The sequence below is a fragment of the Agrococcus baldri genome (assembly GCA_900114805.1).
Taxonomy (GTDB): Bacteria; Actinomycetota; Actinomycetes; order Actinomycetales; family Microbacteriaceae; genus Agrococcus; species Agrococcus baldri.
On sequence record FOZN01000003.1, the window covers coordinates 42,105 to 65,030 of the forward strand.

The 22,926-nt window shown below is 72.7% G+C and carries 22 protein-coding genes; 11 read left to right on the forward strand and 11 right to left on the reverse strand.

All coding sequences use genetic code 11. The features are described 5' to 3' along the window. Positions 1 to 44 precede the first annotated feature (44 nt). The 3 genes from panD to BM288_RS08515 form a co-directional block, all read right to left on the reverse strand. Complete coding sequence (panD, locus tag BM288_RS08505) at positions 45 to 464, reverse strand: aspartate 1-decarboxylase (RefSeq protein ID WP_092917945.1); 420 nt, start codon at positions 462 to 464, stop codon at positions 45 to 47. A gap of 71 nt (positions 465 to 535) precedes the next feature. Then, positions 536 to 2,197 (reverse strand): phospho-sugar mutase, encoded by a 1,662-nt coding sequence (locus BM288_RS08510; RefSeq protein WP_092917947.1) that lies wholly within the window; start codon positions 2,195 to 2,197, stop codon positions 536 to 538. After that, positions 2,194 to 3,024 carry a purine-nucleoside phosphorylase gene (locus tag BM288_RS08515; RefSeq protein ID WP_092917949.1) on the reverse strand — a complete coding sequence of 277 codons (831 nt, stop codon included), beginning with the start codon at positions 3,022 to 3,024 and terminating at the stop codon, positions 2,194 to 2,196. The genes BM288_RS08510 and BM288_RS08515 overlap by 4 nt, the downstream gene beginning before the upstream one ends. Positions 3,025 to 3,057: 33 nt before the next feature. Here BM288_RS08515 and BM288_RS08520 point away from each other — a divergent pair, with 33 nt between their 5' ends. Both BM288_RS08520 and BM288_RS08525 read left to right on the forward strand, forming a co-directional pair. Continuing rightward, positions 3,058 to 3,597, forward strand: coding sequence for a YaeQ family protein (locus BM288_RS08520; protein ID WP_092917951.1), 540 nt, complete (start codon positions 3,058 to 3,060; stop codon positions 3,595 to 3,597). 112 nt (positions 3,598 to 3,709) lie between these two features. Next, positions 3,710 to 5,152: an NAD(P)H-quinone dehydrogenase gene (locus BM288_RS08525; RefSeq protein WP_092919017.1), complete on the forward strand. Its 1,443-nt coding sequence runs from the start codon at positions 3,710 to 3,712 to the stop codon at positions 5,150 to 5,152. A 66-nt stretch (positions 5,153 to 5,218) separates the two neighbouring features. Here BM288_RS08525 and BM288_RS08530 read toward each other — a convergent pair whose 3' ends face one another. Beyond that, complete coding sequence (locus BM288_RS08530; RefSeq protein ID WP_092917953.1) at positions 5,219 to 6,982, reverse strand: acetyl/propionyl/methylcrotonyl-CoA carboxylase subunit alpha; 1,764 nt, start codon at positions 6,980 to 6,982, stop codon at positions 5,219 to 5,221. Between the two features lie 149 nt (positions 6,983 to 7,131). On the opposite strand from BM288_RS08530, the gene BM288_RS08535 reads away from it, so the two are divergent. From BM288_RS08535 to BM288_RS08550, 4 genes are all read left to right on the forward strand, one after another. After that, positions 7,132 to 7,941, forward strand: a complete 810-nt coding sequence (locus BM288_RS08535; protein WP_092917955.1) for a hypothetical protein — start codon at positions 7,132 to 7,134, stop codon at positions 7,939 to 7,941. 101 nt (positions 7,942 to 8,042) lie between these two features. After that, on the forward strand, positions 8,043 to 8,675 hold the full coding sequence (locus BM288_RS08540) for a TetR/AcrR family transcriptional regulator (protein WP_177220318.1): 633 nt from the start codon (positions 8,043 to 8,045) through the stop codon (positions 8,673 to 8,675). A 3-nt stretch (positions 8,676 to 8,678) separates the two neighbouring features. Beyond that, complete coding sequence (locus BM288_RS08545) at positions 8,679 to 10,403, forward strand: ABC transporter ATP-binding protein (protein WP_092917959.1); 1,725 nt, start codon at positions 8,679 to 8,681, stop codon at positions 10,401 to 10,403. A 1-nt stretch (position 10,404) separates the two neighbouring features. Continuing rightward, the gene (locus tag BM288_RS08550; protein ID WP_092917961.1) at positions 10,405 to 12,543 is read left to right on the forward strand and encodes an ABC transporter ATP-binding protein; all 2,139 of its coding nucleotides are present in this window, start codon (positions 10,405 to 10,407) and stop codon (positions 12,541 to 12,543) included. Between the two features lie 67 nt (positions 12,544 to 12,610). On the opposite strand, the gene BM288_RS08555 is transcribed toward BM288_RS08550, so the two are convergent. The 3 genes from BM288_RS08555 to BM288_RS08565 form a co-directional block, all read right to left on the reverse strand. After that, positions 12,611 to 13,351 carry a hypothetical protein gene (locus BM288_RS08555; protein WP_092917963.1) on the reverse strand — a complete coding sequence of 247 codons (741 nt, stop codon included), beginning with the start codon at positions 13,349 to 13,351 and terminating at the stop codon, positions 12,611 to 12,613. Then, positions 13,348 to 13,980, reverse strand: coding sequence for a Maf family protein (locus BM288_RS08560; protein WP_092917965.1), 633 nt, complete (start codon positions 13,978 to 13,980; stop codon positions 13,348 to 13,350). The genes BM288_RS08555 and BM288_RS08560 overlap by 4 nt, the downstream gene beginning before the upstream one ends. Before the next feature lie 113 nt (positions 13,981 to 14,093). Then, a complete protein-coding gene (locus BM288_RS08565; RefSeq protein ID WP_143103070.1) occupies positions 14,094 to 14,648 on the reverse strand; it encodes a TetR/AcrR family transcriptional regulator in 555 nt (184 codons plus the stop codon). 100 nt (positions 14,649 to 14,748) lie between these two features. Here BM288_RS08565 and BM288_RS08570 point away from each other — a divergent pair, with 100 nt between their 5' ends. The 5 genes from BM288_RS08570 (at position 14,749) to BM288_RS08590 (ending at position 18,811) form a co-directional block, all read left to right on the forward strand. Continuing rightward, a complete protein-coding gene (locus BM288_RS08570; protein WP_092917969.1) occupies positions 14,749 to 15,108 on the forward strand; it encodes a DoxX family protein in 360 nt (119 codons plus the stop codon). Between the two features lie 29 nt (positions 15,109 to 15,137). Next, on the forward strand, positions 15,138 to 16,415 hold the full coding sequence (locus BM288_RS08575; RefSeq protein WP_092917971.1) for a class I SAM-dependent RNA methyltransferase: 1,278 nt from the start codon (positions 15,138 to 15,140) through the stop codon (positions 16,413 to 16,415). Positions 16,416 to 16,546: 131 nt separating this feature from the next. Continuing rightward, a complete protein-coding gene (locus BM288_RS08580) occupies positions 16,547 to 16,999 on the forward strand; it encodes a DUF6069 family protein (RefSeq protein WP_092917973.1) in 453 nt (150 codons plus the stop codon). 22 nt (positions 17,000 to 17,021) lie between these two features. Beyond that, positions 17,022 to 18,200 (forward strand): sensor histidine kinase, encoded by a 1,179-nt coding sequence (locus tag BM288_RS08585; RefSeq protein ID WP_177220319.1) that lies wholly within the window; start codon positions 17,022 to 17,024, stop codon positions 18,198 to 18,200. Beyond that, positions 18,197 to 18,811 (forward strand): response regulator transcription factor, encoded by a 615-nt coding sequence (locus tag BM288_RS08590; protein WP_318255442.1) that lies wholly within the window; start codon positions 18,197 to 18,199, stop codon positions 18,809 to 18,811. The genes BM288_RS08585 and BM288_RS08590 overlap by 4 nt, the downstream gene beginning before the upstream one ends. A 44-nt stretch (positions 18,812 to 18,855) precedes the next feature. Here the strand turns inward: BM288_RS08590 and BM288_RS08595 are convergent, their stop codons facing one another. From BM288_RS08595 to BM288_RS08610, 4 genes are all read right to left on the reverse strand, one after another. Further along, a complete protein-coding gene (locus tag BM288_RS08595) occupies positions 18,856 to 19,995 on the reverse strand; it encodes an FAD-dependent monooxygenase (RefSeq protein WP_092917977.1) in 1,140 nt (379 codons plus the stop codon). Positions 19,996 to 20,029: 34 nt separating this feature from the next. Then, entirely contained in the window at positions 20,030 to 20,992 is a 963-nt protein-coding gene (locus tag BM288_RS08600; RefSeq protein WP_092917979.1) for a DNA topoisomerase IB, read from the reverse strand. Between the two features lie 65 nt (positions 20,993 to 21,057). Then, positions 21,058 to 21,270 carry an acyl-CoA carboxylase epsilon subunit gene (locus tag BM288_RS08605; protein WP_092917981.1) on the reverse strand — a complete coding sequence of 71 codons (213 nt, stop codon included), beginning with the start codon at positions 21,268 to 21,270 and terminating at the stop codon, positions 21,058 to 21,060. 28 nt (positions 21,271 to 21,298) lie between these two features. Next, positions 21,299 to 22,915 (reverse strand): acyl-CoA carboxylase subunit beta, encoded by a 1,617-nt coding sequence (locus tag BM288_RS08610; protein ID WP_318255443.1) that lies wholly within the window; start codon positions 22,913 to 22,915, stop codon positions 21,299 to 21,301. Positions 22,916 to 22,926 lie beyond the last annotated feature (11 nt).

Sequence of the window (22,926 nt, forward strand, 5' to 3'; positions counted from 1 at the left end):
CTGATGAAGCGGGATGCGCCCCTCGGCGAGCCTGGGCCGAGCGCTCAGCCGGCCAGCGGCCGGGCAGCGGTGCGCAGCGCGCTGCCCTCCGGCGCGCTGCCCGGGTCGTGCCCCGTCTCGACCACGCGGTTGGCGTCGTCGACGAACACCACCGAGGGCGTGAAGGCGCGCGCCTCGGACGTCTCGAGCTGCGCGTAGGCGATCACGATCACCGTGTCGCCGACGTGCACCAGGCGCGCGGCCGCGCCGTTGATGCACAGGGTGCCGCTGCCGCGCTCGCCGGCCAGCGCGTACGTCGTCAGCCGTGCGCCGTTGTCGACGTCGACCACGTCGACCTGCTGGCCGGGGAGGATGTCGGCGGCCTCCAGCAGCTCCTCGTCGATGGTGATCGAGCCGACGTAGTGCAGCTCGGCCTGGGTGACCCGCGCCCGGTGGATCTTGCCCTGCAGCATCGTGCGCAGCATCCGCATCCCTCCTCGCGCCGGCGGCGCTCCGCCGACCAGTCTGTCGCACGCGGCGGCCGCCGCTGCACGGGCTACGCGAGCAGCGGTCGCATCGCCTCGGACAGCGCCTCGACGCGCTCACGGGCCGAGCGGATGCGCTGCGCGGGAGGGCCGTCGGCGCTCGTCGCGTCGATGTAGACCTTCACCTTCGGCTCGGTGCCACTGGGCCGCACCATCACGCGCGAACCGTCGTCGAGCGTGAAGCGCAGGATGTCGCCGATCTCGCCGTGCTCGGGCAGGGCGAGGTCGTCGGCGGCGGTCACCCGGGCACCGGCGAGCTCGGTCGGCGGCTGCGCGCGCAGCGCCGCCATGATCGCCGGGATGCGCGCGAGGTCGGTCACGCGCACGCTCACCTGACCGGACTCGAAGGCGCCGAACTCGCCGGCGAGCGCCAGCAGCTCCTCCGAGAGCGACGAGCCGCGCTCGTGCAGCTCGCTCGCGAGCGTCAGCAGGCGCACGAGCGCCGAGATGCCGTCCTTGTCGCGCACCGTGCCGGGGTTGACGAGGTAGCCGAGCGCCTCCTCGTAGCCGTAGGTCAGGCCAGGCACGCGCGAGACCCACTTGAAGCCGGTGAGCGTCTGCACGAACTCGAGCCCGTGCGCGTCGGCGATCACCCCCAGGCCGGGGGACGAGACGATGGAGGCTGCGAGCACGCCCTGCCCGCGCGCGGAGCGCGCGGCGTCCCAGCCCAGCAGCAGCCCGACCTCGTTGCCGGTGAGCATGCGCCAGCCGGTCGCGCCGTCGTCGGGCACCGCCACCGCGAGCCGGTCGGCGTCGGGGTCGTTGGCGACGATGAGCTCCGCCTGCTCTGCGGTGGCGAGCGCCATCGCGAGGTCGAGCGCGCCGGGCTCCTCCGGATTGGGGAAGTCGACCGTGGGGAAGGCGCCGTCCGGCCGCGCCTGCTCGGGCACCGGGATGACCGGCGGGAAGCCGGCCTCTGCGAGCACCGCCTCGACCGTCTCGAGACCCACGCCGTGCATCGGCGTGTAGACCACCCTGGGCCCGGTGGCCCCCTGCATGCCCTGATCCGCCTGGCCGACAGCGGCCGTGGCCTCGACGTAGGCCCGCCAGACGCCGTCGCCCGCCACCTCCGCCTCGCCGCGCGGGTAGTCGGCCACGGGCGTCGCGGCGGCCTGCTCGATCCGGGCGGCGATCTCGCCGTCCACCGGCGGCACGATCTGGCTGCCCTCGTCATCGCCGCCCAGGTAGACCTTGTAGCCGTTGTCGGCGGGCGGGTTGTGGCTCGCGGTCACCATCACGCCCGCGCTGGCACCCAGGTGCCGCACCGCGAACGCGGCGACCGGGGTCGGCAGCAGCCGCGGCAGCAGGATCGCCCGCACCCCGCGGCCGGCGAACACCTCGGCGGCGTCGCGCGCGAACGCCTGCGAGCCGAGCCGGCCGTCCCAGCCGATGACGACGGACGGATGCGGCTCCCGGTCCACGAGGAAGTCGGCGAGGCCCGCGGAGGCCTGCTGCACGACGACGCGGTTCATGCGATTCGGCCCCGGGCCCATCCGGCCCCGCAGCCCGGCCGTGCCGAACTGCAGTCGCCCGCTGAACGCATCCGCCACCTCGGCCCGGGCGGCCTGGTCGCCCGCCTCGGCGGCCGCGATGGTCGCCTCCAGCGCCGCGCGGGTCTCGCCGTCGGGGTCGCCTGCCGCCCAGGCGCGGGCCTGCTCGAGCGCGCTGCTCATGCCTCGTCGCCGATCGCCGCGACCACGTCGGCCAGCAGCCGGCCCAGGCGCCCCTCTGCCTCGCGGCCCGCCTCGATGACCTCCTGGTGCGACAGCGGCGTCGTCTGGATGCCGGCGGCGAGGTTGGTGATCAGGCTCAGTCCCAGCACCTCCATGCCGGCCTCGCGGGCGGCGATCGCCTCGAGCGCGGTCGACATGCCGCAGATGTGGCCGCCGATCGCCTTCGCCATCTGCACCTCGGCGGGCGTCTCGTAGTGGGGGCCGCGGAACTGCACGTACACGCCCTCGTCGAGCGACGCATCCACCGTGCGCGCCACGTCGCGCAGCCGCGGCGAGTAGAGGTCGGTGAGGTCGACGAAGGTGGCGCCCTCGAGCGGGGAGTCGGCGGTGAGGTTGAGGTGATCGCTGATGAGCACCGGCTGGCCGGGCTTCCAGTGCGGCTTGATGCCCCCGGCGCCGTTCGTGAGCACCATGACGGATGCGCCTGCCGCGGCCGCGGTGCGCACCGAGTGCACCACGCGGCGCACCCCGTGGCCCTCGTAGTAGTGGGTGCGGGCGCCGATCACGAGCGCGCGCCGGCCGTCGTCGGTGAGCACCGACCGGATGGTGCCGACGTGACCCTCGAGGGCGGGCTTCGAGAAGCCCGTCACCTCGGTGGCGGGGATCGTGTGCGTGGTCTCGCCGATCAGGTCGGCGGCCTTCGCCCAGCCCGAGCCCAAGGTGAGGGCGATGTCGTGCTGGTCGACGCCGGTGATGCGGCGGATGTCGGCGGCGGCCTGCTGGGCCACCTCGCGCGGGTCTGCTGGCGGGTCGAGCGGGTGCGTCATGGCGCCCACTCTAGGGCGCTTACGCTGAGGGGCATGGCTATGGGCGCGACCATCCACACCTTCGACGTGCAGCTCTCGGACGTCGATCGCGGCGTGTACGAGCAGCTGTCGCTGCGGGTCGCGCAGCACCCGTCGGAGACGACGGCCTTCATGGCCACGCGCCTGCTCGCGCTGTGCCTCGAGCACGAGGAGGGCATCGCGTTCGGCGAGGGCATCTCCGGTGCGGATGAGCCGGCGGTGCTGGCGCGCGACCTCACCGGCGCGCTGACCGCGTGGATCGAGGTGGGCGCGCCGGAGGCCGAGCGCGTGCATCGCGGCAGCATGGCCGCCGAGCGCACCGCCGTCTACACGCACCGCGACCCCGAGAAGGTCGCCGCCCGCTGGTCGGGCAAGCGCATCCACCAGGCCGAGGAGGTGCGGCTGGTCTGGTTCGACGAGGGGTTCATCGACGCCGTCGCCGGCGCGATCGCGCGGCGGACGACCATGTCGGTCTCGGTGATGGAGCGCGAGCTGTACCTCGAGGTGAACGGCACGAGCCTGTCGTCGACCGTCCACGAGCGGCGCGCCGGCTGACGAGGAACGCCTGCTGAATACCGGGACCCGGGACGGGTCCCGGCGCTGGGGTCGCGGCGGAGGGCCGAAAGGCCCTCCGCCTTGGAGCTCCACCGCGCGCGGATGCGGGATGATGGAGCGCGTGAGTGCATTCGAGCGCAAGCAGCGCGTAGTGATCATCGGCGGCGGACCCGGCGGCTATGAGGCGGCCCTGGCGGGCGCGCAGCTGGGGGCGCAGGTGACGCTCATCGAGCGCACCGGCGTGGGCGGCAGCGCCATCCTCACCGACGTGGTGCCCTCCAAGTCGCTCATCGCTACCGCGGAGTCGGCCGCGGCGATCCGCGACGCCAGCCAGCTGGGCGTGCAGTTCTCGGTGCGCGGCGACGCCGGCAGGCCGCAGAAGCCGGAGGTGGTCGTCAACCTGCGGGCCGTGAACCGCCGGCTGCTCTCGCTCGCCGCGAAGCAGTCGCTCGACATGAAGGCCGATCTCGAGAAGGCCGGCGTCACCATCGTGCAGGGCGAGGGGCGCCTGGACGGCCCCGGTCGCGTGGTCGTCTCGACCGGCAGGCAGGGCGACGACTTCGACGAGTTCGAGGCCGACACGATCGTCGTCTCGGTCGGCGCGACGCCGCGCCAGCTGCCCTCGGCGATGCCCGACGGCGAGCGCATCCTCACCTGGACGCAGCTGTACTCGCTCGAGGAGGTGCCCGAGCACCTGATCGTCGTCGGCTCCGGCGTCACCGGTGCCGAGTTCGCGAGCGCCTACAGCCACATCGGCGCAGAGGTCTCGCTGGTCTCCAGCCGCGACCAGGTGCTGCCCGGCGAGGACGCCGACGCGGCGCAGGTCATCGAGGACGTCTTCCGCCGGCAGGGCATGCGGGTGCTGTCGAAGTCGCGCGCCGAGAAGGTCGAGCGCACGGAGACGGGCGTCGTGGTGACGCTCACCGACGGCCGCACGGTGGAGGGCTCGCACTGCCTGATGGCGGTCGGCTCGGTGCCGAACACCGCCGGCATCGGCCTCGAGGAGGCCGGCCTGGAGATGGCAGAGTCCGGCCACATCCTGGTGAACCGGGTCGCCCGCACGAACCTGCCGAACGTCTACGCCGTCGGCGACTGCGCCGATGCCATGCCGCTGGCCTCGGTGGCCTCGATGCAGGGCCGCACCGCGATGTTCCACGCGCTCGGCGACGCCGTCACCCCGATCTCGATGCGCACGGTCGCGTCGAACATCTTCACGCAGCCCGAGATCGCCACCGTCGGCTGGACGCAGAAGCAGATCGAGGACGGCGTCGCGCAGGGCGAGGTCTACCGCATCGACCTCTCGACCAACGCGCGCGCCAAGATGATGGGCGTCGAGGACGGCTTCGTGAAGCTCTTCGCCCGCACCGGCTCCGGCACGGTCATCGGCGGCGTCATCGTGGCGCCGAAGGCCTCGGAGCTGATCTTCCCGGTCACGATGGCGATGGAGCACCGCCTGACCGTCGACCAGCTCGCACGGGTCTTCCCGGTGTTCCCGTCGCTGGCGGGCTCGATCAGCGACGCCGCGCGGGCGATGCACCGCTTCGACGCGGACTGACAGCAGCGCGCTGCGCCGCCCGCCGTCGGCACTCGGCGCGGGGGTGCGCCGAGCCCGCGCGCCGGCCTACGCGTCGGGCGCGATCGTCACCAGGTGGTGGCCGGAGGGCACCGTCTTGCCGACCGGTGCATCGATGGCAGCGACGGTGCCGTCGATGGGGGAGGACAGCGGCTGCTCCATCTTCATCGCCTCGAGCACGACGAGCAGGTCGCCGGCGACCACCCGGTCGCCCACCTGCACGGGAGCCTTGACGACTGTCGCCTGCATCGGCGAGACGATCGAGCCGGAGCCCGCTCCGCCGTCGAGGGCGCGGCGGGTGCGGCGCGGCGCCGGGCCCTTCGCGTCCTTCGTGTCGGAGAAGAGCCGCTTCGGCATCGACACGGCGATGCGCTTGCCGTCGCTCTCGACCACCACGGTGCGGCGCGCTTCCGGGCCGCCCAGCTCGCCCGGCTCGCCGCCCCACGCGGGGATGTCGTTGTCGAACTCGGTCTCGATCCACGACGTGTAGATCGAGAAGGGCGTGTTTCCCTCGGGGGCGAAGGCGGGGTCGTCGACGATCGCCCGGTGGAACGGCAGCACGGTCGGCAGCCCCTCCACCTCGAACTCCGCCAGCGCCCGGCGCGAGCGCTCGAGCGCCTCGGCGCGGTCGCGCCCGGTGACGATGAGCTTCGCGAGCATGGAGTCGAAGTTGCCGCCGATCACATCGCCGGCGACGACGCCGGTGTCGACGCGCACGCCGGGGCCGGTGGGCGCGCGGAAGATGCGCACCGGGCCGGGCTGCGGCATGAAGCCGGCGCCGGCGTCCTCGCCGTTGATGCGGAACTCGATCGAGTGGCCGCGCACCTCGGGGTCGTCGTAGCCGAGCTCCTCGCCCTCGGCGATGCGGAACTGCTCGCGCACCAGGTCGATGCCGGAGACCTCCTCGGTCACCGGGTGCTCGACCTGCAGGCGGGTGTTCACCTCGAGGAATGAGATGGTGCCGTCGGCGCCGATCAGGAACTCGCAGGTGCCGGCACCGACGTACTTCGCGGCGCGCAGGATCTCCTTCGACGCCCGGCGCAGCTCGGCGTCCTGCTCGGCGGTGATGAAGGGCGCGGGCGCCTCCTCGACGAGCTTCTGGTGGCGCCGCTGCAACGAGCAGTCGCGGGTGGAGACGACGACCACGTTGCCGTGCGCGTCGGCGAGGCACTGCGTCTCGACGTGGCGCGGCTTGTCGAGGTACTTCTCGACGAAGCACTCACCGCGACCGAAGGCGGCGACCGCCTCGCGGGTGGCGGAATCGAACTGCTGCGCGACCTCGTCGCGCGTGAAGGCCACCTTGAGGCCGCGCCCGCCGCCACCGAAGGCCGCCTTGATGGCCACCGGCAGGCCGAACTCGTCGACGAACTCGAGCACCTCCGCGGCGCCGGAGACCGGCTCGATGGTGCCCGGCGCGAGCGGTGCGCCGACCGACTCGGCGATGTGTCGCGCCGAGACCTTGTCGCCCAGTTGCTCGATCGCCTCGGGGCTCGGCCCGATCCAGATCAGGCCCGCCTCGATCACCGCGCGCGCGAACTCCGCGTTCTCTGCCAGGAACCCGTAGCCGGGGTGCACCGCATCCGCCCCCGAGCGCCGTGCGACGGAGAGGATCTTGTCGATCACGAGGTAGCTCTCGGCGCTGGTGGAGCCGTTGAGCGCGTAGGCCTCGTCGGCCAGCTGCGCGTGCTGGGCGTCGCGATCGGGGTCGGCGTAGACGGCGACCGACCCGAGGCCGGCGTCGCGCGCGGCTCGGATGATGCGGACAGCGATCTCACCGCGGTTGGCGATCAGGACCTTCGTGATGCGGGGCATGGTTCCTCAGCCTAGGCGTCCAAGCATGACGGATGCGTGCGGTCGGCACACAGAAGTCGCGGGTTCCGTTGCCGAATCCCACAGTCGCGCGGCATCGGGGGCGCATGCCGGCCTGGCCGGTCGCGGCGCGTGCGCTCTAGCATGAGCGGGTGGACGCGATGCTGGTGCTGCTCGCGGACTGGTGGTGGGTCGCCCCTGCCGGGGCTGGCGCGGGCGGTCTCGGCTGGGCCGTGCAGCGCGTGCGGGAGCCCGCCGGGCGTCGACTGGCGGTCGATGCGGCGCGCCATGATCTCCGTCAGGCGCAGCGCGCCGTCGTCCGCACGCGCGCGCAGGTGAAGGTGGCGAGCGCGGAGGTGCTGCGCACCCAGGCCGACCGCGAGAGCGGCCACGGCGGTGCCGGGGCGGTGCCGGAGGCGAAGCGGCGCCTGCAGCAGGCCCAGCGGCAGGGCAAGGCGGCGGTCGCCGAGCTGCGCGCGCGCCGCGCGTCGCTGGCGGCCGCCCGGGCGACGATCCCCGCCAGCTCGGCGCCGCTGGAGGCCATGCCGCTCGCGCGGCTGCGGGCGGAGCACGACGCGCTGACGCAGCGCTGGATCGCGTACGAGACCGACCCCGCGCAGGCGATCGAGTACCCGGCGATGAGCGATCCGTCGTCGCCCGTGCTGCGGGAGTTCCTGCGCCTGCAGCGGCAGGCGATCGAGCTGCGGCCCGCGACCACCCGCGTGCGCATGGCGCCGGCCGAGTTCGCGGCGTATCGCGACGCCGTGCGCGCGGCGGCGCGTGCGTTCGAGACCGCCGAGCGCAGCGCGCGCTCCGCGCAGAGCGGTACGGCCTTTCGCCGGGACGGCACCGACTGGAGCGCGCTCGTGCAGGATCTGCTCGAGACCGCGCAGGACGTGATCGAGCGCTCCGTCGACGGCTGGCAGCACGGCGGCCGTCGTCGTCGCCATCCCGACGCCTGACCCTCACGGGAATGCCCGCGGCGGCTCGACATCGCGATACCGCGGCGCAGCATGCCGTCCCCAGTTGGTGAGTGAGCGCTCACTCATCTATAGTCATCGACGTGAATCCCATCCCTCGGCTGAGCGCCGACGACCGGCGCGCCCAGATCATCGAGGCGGTGACGCCCGCCGTGCTCGAGCACGGGGCGGCGATCACGACCCGTCAGCTCTCCGACGCAGCAGGGGTCGCCGAGGGCACCCTGTTCAAGGCGTTCGGCGACAAGGAGTCGCTGCTGCTGGCGCTCGCGGAGTTCCACCTCTCGGTGCGCGAGACCGGCGAGTCCGGTCTGCCCGCGCTCGACTCGCTCGAGGAGGTGGTCGAGTGGACGCTGCGGGTGCTCGTCGACCGCATGCAGTTCGTCTTCCGGCTCGTGATGGCGCTCGGCCCGATCGGGCAGCGCGCCGCCGCCGGCGCCAAGGGCGAGTTCGAGGCGTCCAAGCATCGCCTGGCCGAGCGCTTCGTGCCCTTCCGCGACGAACTTCGGGTGCCGCCGGTGGTGGCGGCGGAGGTCGTGCGCACGCTGGCGTGGGCGGCCGCCTCCAACTGGGGTGAGCAGACCCCCGTGTCATCGGTCGATGACATCCTGCAGGTGCTCCTGCACGGCATCGTCCGCACCCAGACCGCGCCGAGCGCGGCCGCAGATCCGCTCCCCGCCGGCACCCCGGCATCCGCTCTCGAGGACCAGAAGGCCTGACCCATGCTCTGGAAGCTCATCGTCCGCTACGTGAAGCCATCCTGGCTTCCCCTCATCCTCGTCGTCGTGTTCCAGTTCGCGCAGTCGGTGCTGTCGCTCATGCTGCCGACGATCAACGCCGATATCATCAACGACGGCGTGCTCAAGGGCGACACCGACACCATCTGGCGCCTGGGCTTCCTGATGCTCGGCCTCAGCTTCGGCCAGGTCGCCGCCAACATCCTCGCCATCCTGTTCGGCTCGCGCCTCGCGATGCGCGCGGGCCGCGACCTGCGCTCGGACATCTTCCGCTCGGTGGGCGACTACAGCGAGCAGGATGTGCAGCGGTTCGGCGCGGCGAGCCTCATCACCCGCAACACGAACGACGTGCAGCAGGTGCAGATGCTCATCCTGATGAGCTGCACGATGCTGCTCTCGGCGCCGATGCTCGCGATCGGCGGCGTCATCATGGCGGTGCGCGCCGACGCGACGCTGGCGTGGCTGATCGCCGTCGCGGTGCCGCTGATGGTGATCGTGCTGGTCGTCCTGGTCACGCGGCTGGTGCCGATCTTCCGTCAGCTGCAGGAGCGCATCGACGCCATCAACAAGGTGCTGCGCGAGCAGCTCACCGGCATCCGGGTCATCCGCGCGTTCGTGCAGGAGCGGCGCGAGAAGCAGCGCTTCGCGGTCGCCAACGACGGCGTCACCGACGCGATGCTGCGCACCGGCAACATCTTCGTGCTGATGTTCCCGATCATCATGCTGATCGTCGAGTTCTCGTCGGTCTCGGTGCTCTGGTTCGGCGCCGGGCTGGTCGACTCGGGCGAGCTTGAGATCGGCACCATGATGGCCTTCCTGCAGTACCTCATGCAGATCCTGATGGGCGTCATGATGGCCACCTTCATGACGATCATGATCCCGCGCGCGGCGGTGTCCGCGAAGCGCATCGGCGAGGTGCTCGAGACCGAGTCGAGCATCGTCCGGGTCGCGCACGGCGAGGCGATGCCGACCCCCGGCACCGTCGAGCTGCGCGACGTGGTCTTCGAGTACCCGGGCGCTGACACGCCGGTGCTCGACGGCGTCTCGCTCAGCGCCGCACCCGGCGAGACGGTCGCGATCATCGGGTCCACCGGCTCCGGCAAGAGCACGCTGGTGAACCTGATACCTCGGCTGTTCGACGCCACCGGCGGCCAGGTGCTGGTGGGCGGCGCCGACGTGAAGGCGCTCGACGCCGAGACGCTGTGGCGCGGCATCGCGATCGTGCCGCAGCGGCCCTACCTGTTCGGCGGCACGGTCGCTTCGAACCTGCGCTACGGCAACGAGCAGGCCACCGACGAGCAGCTCTGGCGCGCGCTCGAGATCGCCCAGGCGGCGGGCTTCGTGCAGCAGATGGACGGCCAGCTCGGCGCCCGCATCGCGCAGGGCGGCACCAACGTCTCCGGCGGCCAACGGCAGCGGCTCTCGATCGCGAGGGCGCTCGTGGCCGAGCCCGACGTGCTGGTGTTCGACGACTCGTTCTCCGCCCTCGACCTCACGACGGATGCGCGCCTGCGGGCGGCGCTGACCGAGTCGGTCGGGCAGATCACCCAGATCGTCGTCGCCCAGCGCGTCTCGACGATCGTCGACGCCGACCGCATCGTCGTGCTCGAGGCCGGCAGGGTCGTCGCCACCGGCACCCATGACGAGCTGCTCTCGAGCAGCGAGACGTATCGCGAGATCGTCGACTCCCAGATGGCTGTGGAGGCCTGAGATGGCACGCGAGCAGCGGGACGACGCCGGCACGGACAGGGCTGAGAGGGATGGCGCAGTGAAGCAGAAGCTGACGCGCGAGGAGAAGATCGCGGCACGCAGGGCGCGGTTCGCGAAGCCGGAGCCGGAGCTCACCGAGGAGGAGCGCCTCGAGGAGGAGCTCGCCGAGGCCGCCCGCCGCGGCGCCGACGACTGGGGCCCGCCCCCGGGCAAGGCCAAGTCGTTCTGGTCCTCGGGCAGGCGGCTGCTCGGCCTCCTGCACCCCTACCGGTGGTGGCTGGCGCTGGTGTTCGCGCTGGGCTCGATCGGGGTCTTCCTGGTGGTGCTGGGGCCGAAGATCCTCGGCGAGGCGACGAACATCATCGTGCAGGGCTTCATCCAGCGGCAGATGCCCGCCGGCGCCACCCAGGCGCAGATCGTCGAGGGCCTGCGGCAGCAGGGCCAGGACGACTTCGCCAACATGATCGAGCGCATGCCCGATCTGCAGCCCGGCCAGGGCATCGACTTCGAAGCGCTCGGCGGCATCCTGCTGATCGTGCTCGGCATCTACCTGGTGGGCAGCCTCTTCCAGTGGCTGCAGGGCTACGTCATCAACCGCATCGTGCAGCGCACCGTGCAGGGCCTGCGGCGCGACGTGGAGCACAAGATCCACCGCCTGCCGCTGTCGTACTACGACCGCATGCAGCGCGGCGACCTGCTCTCGCGCGTCACGAACGACCTCGACAACGTCTCGCAGTCGATGTCGCAGTCGATGTCGCAGGTCGTCACCGGGCTCCTGACGGTGGTCGGCGTGCTCGTGATGATGCTCTCGATCAACGTCTGGCTCGCGCTCATCGCGCTCATCGCCGTGCCGCTGACCGGCATCATCCTGGGCGTCGTCATGGGTCCGGCGCAGGGGCTGTTCAAGGAGCAGTGGAAGCGCACCGGCAAGCTGAACGCGATCGTCGAGGAGGCGTTCGCCGGCCACGCGCTCGTCAAGGTGTTCGGCCGCGAGCAGGCCGTGCGCGCCCGCTTCGCCGAGCAGAACGACGCGGTCTTCGACGCCTCCTTCAAGGCGCAGTTCATCTCCGGGCTGGTGTTCCCGCTGATGACCTTCGTCGGCAACATCGGCTACGTGCTGGTCGCCGTCGCCGGCGGGCTGTTCGTCGCGGCCGGCCAGATCCTGGTCGGGGACGTGCAGGCCTTCATCCAGTACTCGCAGCAGTTCTCGCAGAACCTGGGCCAGATCGGCCAGACCATCACCATGGTGCAGTCGGGCGTGGCGAGCGCCGAGCGGGTGTTCGAGCTGCTCGACGCCGATGACGAGGCGTCGGATGCGGGCGGTGCCGTGCCCGAGGAGGGCTCGGGTCGCGTGACCTTCGAGCACGTGCGCTTCTCGTACTCGCCCGACAGGCCGCTCATCGAGGATCTCTCGCTCGAGGTCGAGCCGGGTCAGACGGTCGCGATCGTCGGGCCCACCGGTGCCGGCAAGACGACGCTGGTGAACCTGCTGATGCGCTTCTACGAGCTGGATGGCGGGCGCATCACGCTCGACGGCGTCGACACGGCGACGATGACGAGGGATGCGCTGCGCGCGCAGACCGGCATGGTGCTGCAGGACACGTGGCTGTTCGGGGGCACGATCCGCGAGAACATCGCCTACGCCCGGCCCGACGCGACCGAGGAGGAGATCCGCGCGGCCGCCGAGGCGACTTACGTCGACCGGTTCGTGCACTCGCTGCCCGACGGCTACGACACCGTCATCGACGAGGAGGCCTCCAACCTCTCCGCGGGCGAGAAGCAGCTCGTCACGATCGCCCGCGCCTTCCTGGCGCGGCCGAGCGTGCTCATCCTCGACGAGGCCACCTCGTCGGTCGACACCCGCACCGAGCTGCTGCTGCAGCACGCGATGGCGGCGCTGCGCACCGACCGCACCTCCTTCGTGATCGCGCACCGGCTCTCGACCATCCGCGACGCCGACCTCATCCTGGTGATGGAGGCCGGCCGCATCGTCGAGCAGGGCGACCACGACTCGCTCGTCGCTGCGCAGGGCGCCTACTGGCGACTGCTGAACGCGCAGTTCGAGCAGGCCGCCACCGACCTCGATCTGGAGGAGGAGCTCGCCGAGACCGGCGCGGTCCCGACGCAGCAGACCACCTGAGTTGAGGTTCTGCGTCCGAGTTGAGGCTCGCTCGGACGCAGAACCTCAACTCGCCGTCGGTGCGGGTCTACGCCGGCAGACGCATCCACGCGGCGAAGTCGTGCACGGCGACCCCCGCGAACGTCTCGCCGCGGTCGAGCGCGTCGACCGCGGCGGCGAGCTCCCGCTCGAGCACGGCGCGGCCGTCGTCGGCGAACGTCACGTGCGAGGGCAGCCCCGCCGTGGTCTCCACGCCGAGTCGCCACCGCGTGCCCTGCTCGGCCAGCAGCGCGCGCGCAGCAGCGCTGAGCGCCAGGATCGCCGGCGCCCGGTCGCGGTAGGCCATCAGCGTCACGCCGTCGGCCGCGCGGGCGATCGCCGCGAACGCGCTCGGGTGCTCAGCGGCGATCCAGGGCGCCATGTCGACCTCGACCGGCATTCTGGTCGCGATGGTCACGTCGCGCACGGCGCGCGCGAGTCCCGACAGCAGTCGCTCCTCACCGCCGACCCAGTCGTCGCGATCCCACGGCTCGATGTCCAGGTGCACGGCATCGAACATGCCATCGGCGGTGGCGCGGCGCATCCAGCCGACGGCATCGTCGCCGGGCCGAGCAGGCGGCTCGGCCCACGACGGGTCGCCGCCGAGCGCGGCAACGCGCACCCCGTGCTCTCGCAGCGCCGCCGCGCACGCGCGGGTCACGGGGTCCGGACCGGCCAACGGCACGCTCACGAACGCCTCGGTGACGCGCTCGCGCGCCGCGAACGCGCCGAGCGCGCCGGGGTCTGGGGGAGCATCCGCATGCACCCACACCCACATGGCGCGCGTCATCGCGTGAGCGCGGGCCAGGGGACGCCGAGCTCGCGAGCGAGCCGGCGCACAGCGGGGATGCTCATCCCGACCACCGTCGACGGGTCGCCCTGGATGCGATCGATGAAGGCGGCGCCGCGGCCGTCGATCGTGAAGGCGCCGGCGACCTCCAGCGGCTCGCCGGTGGCGATGTAGGCGTCGATCTCGGCATCGTCGATGTCGGGGGAGAAGTCGAGGTGCGTCGCGGTGGTGGTGCCCGCGGAATCCTGGATCCGCCCACCGTGCACCCGCAGCATCCAGTGCCCGGAGTGCAGCGTCGCCGAGCGGCCGCGCTGCGCCAGCCAGCGCTCGCGGGCGCGCTCGGGCGTGTGCGGCTTGCCGAGCATCGCGCCGCCGAGCTCGAGCGATGAGTCGCCGCCGAGCACCAGGCCGTCGAAGCCGGTGAGCGGGTCCTGGTCGAGCAGCGCCTCCGCCTTCGCGCGGGCGAGCAGCAGCACGTAGTCAGCGGGGGAGAGCGGTCCGTGCTCAGCCTCATGCGAGGCGATCAGGAAGTCCTCGTCGAGGTCGGTGGGGGTGACGATCGGCTCGATGCCCGCCTGGCGCAGGAGCGCGAGTCGGGCGGGCGAGGCGGAGGCGAGGATGAGCTGCACTCGACGATCCTCGCATCCGTCGGGTCAGCCCTGTGTCCCGAGATCTCAACGTGCGAGGTGTCCGTTCGCTGCACACCGTGCGCCGAGCACGCACCTCGCACGTCGAGATCGGCTCAGCGCTCGGCGACCACCTGCGGCACGTGCGGCGCGAGGTCGGCCAGCATCGTCAGCACCGCCTCGAGATCGGCGCGCGTCGCCACGGTCGACGCGCTCGCGCCGATGACCGCCAGCAGCGGCACGAGCGCCGCGGTGCGCGCATGCGCGCCCGGCACGGCCCGCCGCCACAGCGCCTGGAGCATCGCCAGCCGGGCAGCATCGACGCGCTGCTGCACGGCGCTCGCGGCATCGTCGTTCGCGGCCCACGCCCGCACGGCCCGCTCGAGTCCGTCCTCCGGCACCTGCGCGATGAGCGCGCCGAGCCGCGCGATCGCGGCGGATGCGTCCAGGCCGTCGACCCCGGCCGTGACAGCGTCGACGAGCTCGAGCTGGGCGCGCTCGTGCGCCTCCAGCACGGCCAGCCGCAGGTCGCCCGCGCCGCGGAAGTGGTGGTGGAAGGAGCCCTTCGTCACGCCGAGACCCGTGGCGAGCGGGTCGATGCGCACCGCTCGCTCGCCGCCGCTCGCCAGCGCAGCCAATCCCGCGCTGATCCAGTCGTCCCTGCTGGGCATGCCGACTCCCTTCCCCGAGGTGCGTGACCGGTAGCCACGCCCGCCGGCCGCGTCTCTCTGCACCCTCTTGCCATACCGTACCGTATGGTACGGTCGCGCCATGTCGTTGCTCCCCGATCCCATCTGGCCGGTCGTCGTGCTGGCGGCGATCAGTCTGTTCGACGCCGCGATCAGCTGGAGGCCCGTCGCGTTCATCGCCCGGTGCTGGGAGGACGTGCGCTTCCCGAAGCGCTGGTGGCGCTTGCTCGCCTGGCTGAAGGTCGCCGCCGGCGCCGGTCTGATCGCGGGCATCTGGGTGCCGTACCTGGGTCTGCTGACCGCCGCCTGCCTGGTCGCGTACTTCATCGTCGCGATCGCCGTCCACATCCGTGCGCGCGACTTCGGCCGCAACCTGTTCGTCAACGCCACCGGCATGCTGCTCATCTGCGTGGCCGTGCTGCTCTGGTCGTTCCTGCTCTGAGCGAGCGGCGGATGCGGGAGGATGGGCGCATGCCTGCACACCCCGCCTCCCTCGAGAACGGCCAGATCGTCGAGCTCACCATCGACAACGTCGCCCACGGAGGCCGCTTCGTCGGCCGCCACGGCGCCGTCGACGGCGAGCGCGGGCGCGTCGTGTTCGTGCCCGACACCATGCCGGGCGAGACCGTCAGGGCGCAGATCGTGGAGGTGAAGAAGTCGTTCGCCGTCGCCGTCGCGCTCGAGGTGGTCGACGCATCCGCCGACCGCGTCGAGCACGTCTGGCCCGAGGCCGCCATCGATCGCTCGCCCGCCGAGCGCGCCGGCGGTGCCGAGTTCGGCCACATCCGGCTCGCCCGCCAGCGCGAGCTCAAGCAGCGCGTGATCGAGGACGCGCTGCAGCGCACCGGCGGTATCACTCGCGACGTGACGGTGAAGGCCGCCCCCGGCGACGTCGAGCGCGGCGGGCTCGGCTGGCGCACGCGCGTGCGCCTGCACGTCGACGACCGCGGGCGCCAGGGCCCCTTCGCACCCCGCAGCCACGAGGTCGTGCCCGTCACGAGCCTGCCGCTGGCGACCGAGGGCATCCAGCTCTCCGCCCAGCTCGACCAGCGCCTCGGCGGCGTCACCGCGGTCGACTACGTCGAGTGGAGCGACGGCGAGGTCGACGTGATCGCGATGGAGGGCGCGCCCGAGCGCGGTCGCACCGACACGATCGTCGAGACGGTCGGCGAGCGCGAGTTCCAGCTCGACCGCTCGGGCTTCTGGCAGGTGCACCGCAAGGCGCCGCAGGTGCTGACGGATGCGCTGCGGCGCGTCATCGACGTCGACCGCGTCGACCCGGCGGGCTGGTCGCTCGACCTGTACGGCGGCGTCGGCCTGTTCGCCGCCACCATGGCTGAGACGCTCGGCGAGCGCACCCGCGTGACGAGCGTCGAGGGCGACGAGGTCGCGACCGACCACGCCAGCGAGAACCTCGCCGAGTGGCTGGGCGCGACCGCCGAGACCGGCCGCGTCGACCGCTGGCTGCGCGAGCTCGCGAAGCGCGCGAGCAGCGCGGAGCGCGAGCGCCTCGCGAACGGCCTGATCGTGCTCGACCCGCCGCGCGCCGGCGCCGGCCTCGATGTGATCGGGCAGATCGCCGACCTCGAGCCGGCGCAGATCGTCTACGTCGCCTGCGACCCGGTGGCGCTCGCGCGCGACGCGAAGCTGCTCGGCGAGCGCGGCTGGGAGATCGCCTCGCTGGAGGCGTTCGATCTGTTCCCGCACACCCATCACGTCGAAGCGGTGGCGGCCTTCCGCCGCAGCTGATCCCGGCGGCCCTCCGCCGCAGCTGATGTGACATCCGTCCTGTCGGAGACAGGACAGCTCACCCTGGGGCGCCGCCCGCGCCGTTCCTAGCGTCGAAGTCGACCCAATGGAACAGCCCAGGGAGGCACCGGATGACCATCGACATCGACACCACCGCAGAGACCGCACCGGGCGTGTTCGCCTCACGGGAGGCCCGCCGCCGCCGCCGGCTCCGGCGTCTCGGCACCATCGTGCTGGCAGCACTGCTCGCCACGGCGATCTGGGCAGTCGCCGTGCCGATCGCGGGCGTCACGCTCGTCGTCGGCTCCGGGCAGAGCGCCCAGCACGTCGGCCCGGCCAGCGTCGCGATCGTGTCGTTCGCCCTGGGCCTCGTCGCGTGGGCGCTGCTTGCACTGCTCGAGCGACTCGGGCCCGCCGGTCGGCGGACCTGGCAGGTCGCGGGCCTGCTCGTGCTCATCGTCTCGCTCGCCGGCCCGCTCGCCATGGGCGGCGCGCTGCCGGTGCTGCTGACGCTCGAGGCGATGCACCTCGTGGTCGGGGTCACCGTGATCCTCGGCCTCGCGCACCGCCCGGCCGATGCGTAGCGTGGGCGCGACGGAGGTGCCCATGCAGCACGACGCGACCCGCGTCCTGCCCCATCAGCAGCGCGTCCCTGGCCTCGAGCGCATCGCTCGCTGGCCGGGGGCGTGGTTCCCGACGCTCTGGCTGCCGATCCTGCTCGCGGGGCCCGTGATCCAGGCAGCGATCGACCTCGACTGGCCGCGGGCCCTCGCGCTGCTCGGCTTCGGGGCCGCCTACGCCGTGACGGTGCAGCTGCCGTTCCGGGACCGGTGGCGCTGGCATGCGGAGCTCGCCTTCGCGGGACTGATCGTGCTGTTCATCGCCTACTTCGCGATCTGGCAGCGCGACAGCGCCTTCCTCCACCCGCTGCTGGCGATCGGTGCGGCCGTCGCCATGCGGCCCCGGGTGGCGCTCGGGGTGGTCGTCGGCCTCACCGTCAGCGGTGCATCCGCGCTCGGCATCGAGCGGGGCTCGCTCGAGGACGGCATGCTGCTCGGCTTCGCCACGCTGATGGCGGGCGTGACGAGCTTCCTGGTGCGGCAGCTGATCGAGCTCGCCCGCCGGCTGCGCGGGCTGCAGCAGCGGCTGGCGGACTCCGCGGTCGCGCGGGAGCGCCTGCGCTTCTCGCGCGATCTGCACGACCTGCTCGGCCACACCCTCTCGGTCATCGTGGTCAAGGCGGAGGCGGTGCGCCGCCTGGCGCAGCGCGACCCGCGCGCAGCCGCCGGGCATGCCGCCGAGATCGAGACCGTCGGGCGCCACGCCCTCGCCGAGGTGCGGCAGGTGGTCGCCGGCTACCGGGCCGCCGGGCTCGCAGACGCCGTCGACACCGCGCGCTCCGCCCTCGCCACCCGCGGCATCGCGCTGCGGGCCGAGCTGCCGCAGACCCGGTTGGAGGACGAGGTGGATGCGCTGCTCGGCTGGATCGTGCGGGAGGGCACGACGAACGTCCTCCGGCATGCCCGCGGCGCGGGCAGCTGCCGGATCGAGGTGACCGCGCAGGGCGAGGTCGTGCGCATCGAGATCCGGGACGACGGCGAGGCCGCCGGCAGCACCGGCCGCGGGGACGGCAGCGGCCTCGACGGCCTGCGCGAGCGGGTCGACCGGTTCGGCGGCGTGCTCACGGCAGGCCCGACGCCGGATGGATTCCGCCTTGCCGTGACGGTGCCCGGCCGACCGGGGCCGAGCGATGCCGGCCCGACGCATCCGGAGCGTGCGTCGTGACCGCGCGGATCTCCATCCTGATCGCCGAGGACCAGGGGATGATGCGCTCGGCGCTCGCGAGCCTGCTCGAGCTCGAGGACGACCTGCGGGTGGTGGCGCAGGTCGCACGCGGCGACGGGGTGATCGCCGCCGCGCAGCGGGTGCGGCCCGACGTCGTGCTGCTCGACATCGAGCTGCCCGGCCGCAGCGGCCTCGACGTGATCGATGAGCTGCTGCGGGCGGTGCCCGGCGTGCGGGTGGTGATGGTCACCACCTTCGGCCGCCCCGGCTACCTGCGGCGCGCGATGGCGGCGGGAGCCAGCGGCTTCCTCGTCAAGGACGACCCGGTCGAGCAGCTCGCCGCCGCGATCCGGGAGGTGATGCGCGGCGGCATCGTCGTCGATCCGGCGCTGTCGGCGCAGGCGCTCGCGGCGGGGCCGGACCCGCTCAGCGAGCGTGAGCGGCAGGTGCTGGTGCGCGGTGCCGACGGTGCGACGATCGCCGACATCGCCGTCGGGCTGCACCTGTCAGAGAGCACCGTGCGCAACTACCTCTCGGCCGCGATCGGCAAGCTCGGCGCCCGCAACCGCAGCGAGGCGCTCGGCATCGCCCGCCGCAGCGGCTGGGTGTAGCCACGGTCGGCGCGGGCGGCGCGGGCGGCGAGGGCCGCGCAGGGTCAGCGCGCCTTCGTGACGCCGCCGGCGGCCTTCGCGACCAGCTGCGCCACGCCCGGCATCGCCGCCGCCTTCCAGATCGCTCGCTGCGCCTCGAGCTCGAGCCGCGTGTGCGGGGCGAACGTCGCCTGCGCTCGCCGCCCGCGCGCCTGCTCGCGCTCGACGATCGGCCGCCAGTCGCGCTCGAAGGCTGCCAGGCCCGCGGTGACGTCGCTCGGGTGCCTGGCGAACGCGAGCTCCTCCGCGAGCCGCTCGGCTCCGGCGATCGCGAGCGACGCGCCCTGGCCGGCCAGCAGCGACACCGCCGCGCACGCGTCGCCCAGCAGCACCGTGCGTCCTCGCACCCACGGCGCGACCACCGTCTGCGCCACCTCGTCGATGTACGGGTCGCGCACGGCGCGCACCGCGCGCCGGCCCAGCACGCCGAGCTCGGCGACCGCACGCCGGGCGTCCGCCGCGCCAACGCCCCGCAGCACCGCGAAGCCGGTCACGCCCTCCTCGCCGAGCGGCGCCACCACCAGCTGCCGATCGAGTTCGAGCTGCATCGCCACCTTGCCCTCGAGGTCGGCGTTCAGGGCTGCGTCGTCACCGATCCACGCCACCGCGAGCAGGTCGCCGACCGGCCGCACGAAGCCGCCCGCGGTGCCCCACACCAGCTGCCGCACGCGCGAACCCACCCCGTCGGCGCCCACCAGCAGATCGGCCTCCACGCGATCGCCGTCCGAGAGCAGCACCTGCACGTGCGCGCCGTCGTCGTGCACCGCCTCGACCTGCGTGCCCCAGCGCATCCGCACCCCGTCCGGCACGGCCTCGGCGAGCGCGGCGACGATCTGCGGCCGCAGGATGGTCATGTACCTGCCGGCGACCGCCTGCTCGACGAGCGCGATGGGCAGCCGCCCGCGCACGCGCCCCGACGCATCCACGCTCCGCAGCTCGTCGAAGTGCTCGGCGCGCGAGCGCAGCCGCGGCAGCAGCCCCAGCCGCTCGGCCGCGTCGTAGCCGGGCCCGAAGAAGTCGATGAGGTACCCGGATGCGCGGGGGCCGGGAGCGCGCTCGACGATCTCGACGGTCCAGCCGTCGAGCGCCAGCCGGCCGGCGAGCGCGAGGCCGGCGACCCCGGCTCCGGAGACGATCGCGTGCATCCGCCGACCGTACTCCTTTCGCCCTGGGCGCCGCTCAGCGCAGCAGGTCGAGCAGCGCCCGCTCGCGCGAGCCCCGCAGGCCGATGGTGGCGCCGGCCTCGAAGCGCTCGAAGACTTCCGGGTCGATGTAGCTCGAGCGGGCGACGGCGGGCGTGTTGCCGAGCGTCTCGGCGACCTCGTCGACGGCCGCCTTCACCGCGCGCCGCCGCGCCGCCTGCGTGCCGACGTCGCGCGCGCGGGCGAGCGCGACCGCGGCGACGATCGTGCCGTGCAGCGTGCGGAAGTCCTTCGCGGTGAACTCGCCGCCGGTCGCGTTCCGCACCGCCTGGTTGAGGTCGACGTCGCGCAGTGGGTGCGAGCCGCGCTCGTCGCGCCACGCCAGCAGCCGCGAGCGCCCAGAGCGCCCGGCCCGCAGCGCCTCGATGCAGCGCGCGAGCTCGCCGTCCTCGATCGTGACGTCGAAGCGCTGCCCCGACTTCGCGGGAAACCGCAGGCGCACCGCGTCGTCCGCGACGCGCGCGTGCCTGCACAGCAGGGTCATGAGCCCGTGCGAGCCGTTCTGCTCGGCGTAGGCGTCGCCGCCGGCGCGGATCGCGACCGCATCGAGCAGTCGCAGCGCCGCGGCCAGCACCCGCTCGCGCGGGAGCCCGTCGAGCGCGAGCTCTCGCGTGACGCGCCGCCGCATCGCGGGCAGCGCCTCGGCCAGGTCGAGCGCGCGCTCATGCTTCGCGCGGTCGCGGCGCTCGCGCCACTGCGGGTGGTAGAGATACTGCGTGCGCCCCGCGTCGTCGACGCCGATCGCCTGGATGTGCGCGAGCGGGTCGGCGGCGATCCACACGTCCTTCCAGGCAGGCGGCACCACGAGCGACTCGGCCCGCTCCCGGTCGGCAGCCGAGACGCGGCGCCCGCTGTCGTGCCGGTAGGCCCAGCCGCGCCCCGATCTGCGGCGCCGGATGCCCGCATCCGACCCCGGTTGCGCCCTCCGCAGCCTCGCCATGGCGCGATGCTATGCCGGTCGTCTGGATCCGAGCGGTGAGCCGGTGGCGAGGACGGCGGGGTGCCTCAGTCGCGCTTCCAGCGCACGCCGGTCTCGGTGCGCGACTTCGCCTGCCACTCGCTCTCGACGTCGAGCACGCGCCGGTGCTTGGTCTCTGCCCACTCCTCGGCCATGCCCGTCAGCACCGCCTCGACCGCGGCCGCCTCCTCCGCGGTCGGCGAGCCGCTGACGACGCGCATCATGGGCTCGTCGGATGCGTCGGCGTGCGTCGCGCTCATCGCGTCGTCCCGTTCGTGTCCACGGTCATCACATCGGGATGTTGCCGTGCTTGCGCTCGGGGCGCTGCACGCGCTTCGTGCGCAGGGCGCGGAAGGCGCGCGTGATCATCACGCGCGTCTCGGCGGGCTCGATGATGCCGTCGAGCTCGCCGCGCTCGGCGGCCAGGAACGGCGAGGCGACGTTGTAGGTGTACTCGCTCGCGAGTCGCTGGCGCACCTCGGCGACGTCGTGGCCGTCGGCCTCCGCCTGCTTGATCTCGTTGCGGTAGAGGATGTTCACCGCGCCCTGGCCGCCCATCACCGCGATCTCCGCGCTCGGCCAGGCGATGTTGATGTCGGCGCCGAGCTGCTTCGAGCCCATCACGATGTAGGCGCCGCCGTAGGCCTTGCGCGTGATGACCGTCACCATCGGCACGGTCGCCTCGGCGTAGGCGTAGAGCAGCTTGGCGCCGCGGCGGATGACGCCCGACCACTCCTGATCAGTGCCGGGCAGGTAGCCGGGCACGTCGACGACCGTGAGGATCGGGATGGAGAACGCGTCGCAGAAGCGCACGAAGCGCGCGGCCTTCTCGCCCGCCTCGATGTTGAGCGTGCCGGCCATGGCGTTGGGCTGGTTGGCGATCACGCCGACCGTGCGGCCCTCCAGGCGGCCGAAGCCGATCACGATGTTGGGTGCGTAGAGCGGCTGCACCTCGAGGAACTCGCGGTCGTCCATGAGCGTCTCGATGATCGCCAGCACGTCGTAGGGCTGGTTCGGCGAGTCGGGGATGATCGTGTTGAGGCGCCGGTCGGCGTCGCTGACGACCCGCTCGGCGGTGTGGTCGTAGGCGGGCACCTCCGACTGGTTGTTGTCGGGCAGGTAGGCCAGCAGCGCCCGCACGTAGTCGAGCGCGTCATCCTCGTCGGCGGCCAGGTAGTGGCTGACGCCAGAGACGGTGTTGTGGGCGCGGCCGCCGCCGAGCTCCTCGAAGCCGACCTCCTCGCCCGTGACGGTCTTGATGACGTCGGGCCCCGTGACGAACATGTGGCTCGACTTGTCGACCATGATCACGAAGTCGGTGAGGGCGGGGGAGTAGACGGCGCCGCCGGCGGCCGGGCCCATGATGATCGAGATCTGCGGGATGACGCCGGATGCGGCGGTGTTGCGGCGGAAGATCTCGCCGTACTTGCCCAGCGCGACCACGCCCTCCTGGATGCGCGCGCCGCCAGAGTCGAGCATGCCGACGATGGGCACGCCCACCTTCATCGCGTAGTCCTGGATCTTGATGATCTTCTCGCCCGCGACCTCGCCGAGCGAGCCGCCGAAGGTGGTGAAGTCCTGTGCGTACACGGCCACGCGCCGACCGTGCACCGTGCCGATGCCGGTGACCACCGCATCCCCGTACGGCCGGTTCGCCTCCATGCCGAAGGCGGTGGTGCGGTGCCGCACGTAGGCATCGAACTCGACGAAGGAGCCCTGGTCGACGAACTCCTCGATGCGCTCGCGAGCGGTCTTCTTGCCCTTGGCGCCCTGGCGCTCCTGGGCCCGGGCTTCCTTGTCGGTCACCGCTTCGCGGTGGCGCACGCGCAAGTCGGCGATGCGGTCGGCGGTGGAGGAGAGGGGAACTGCGGCCTCGGATGCTGGGGTCACGGTGTCGTCGGTCACGGATGCCACTC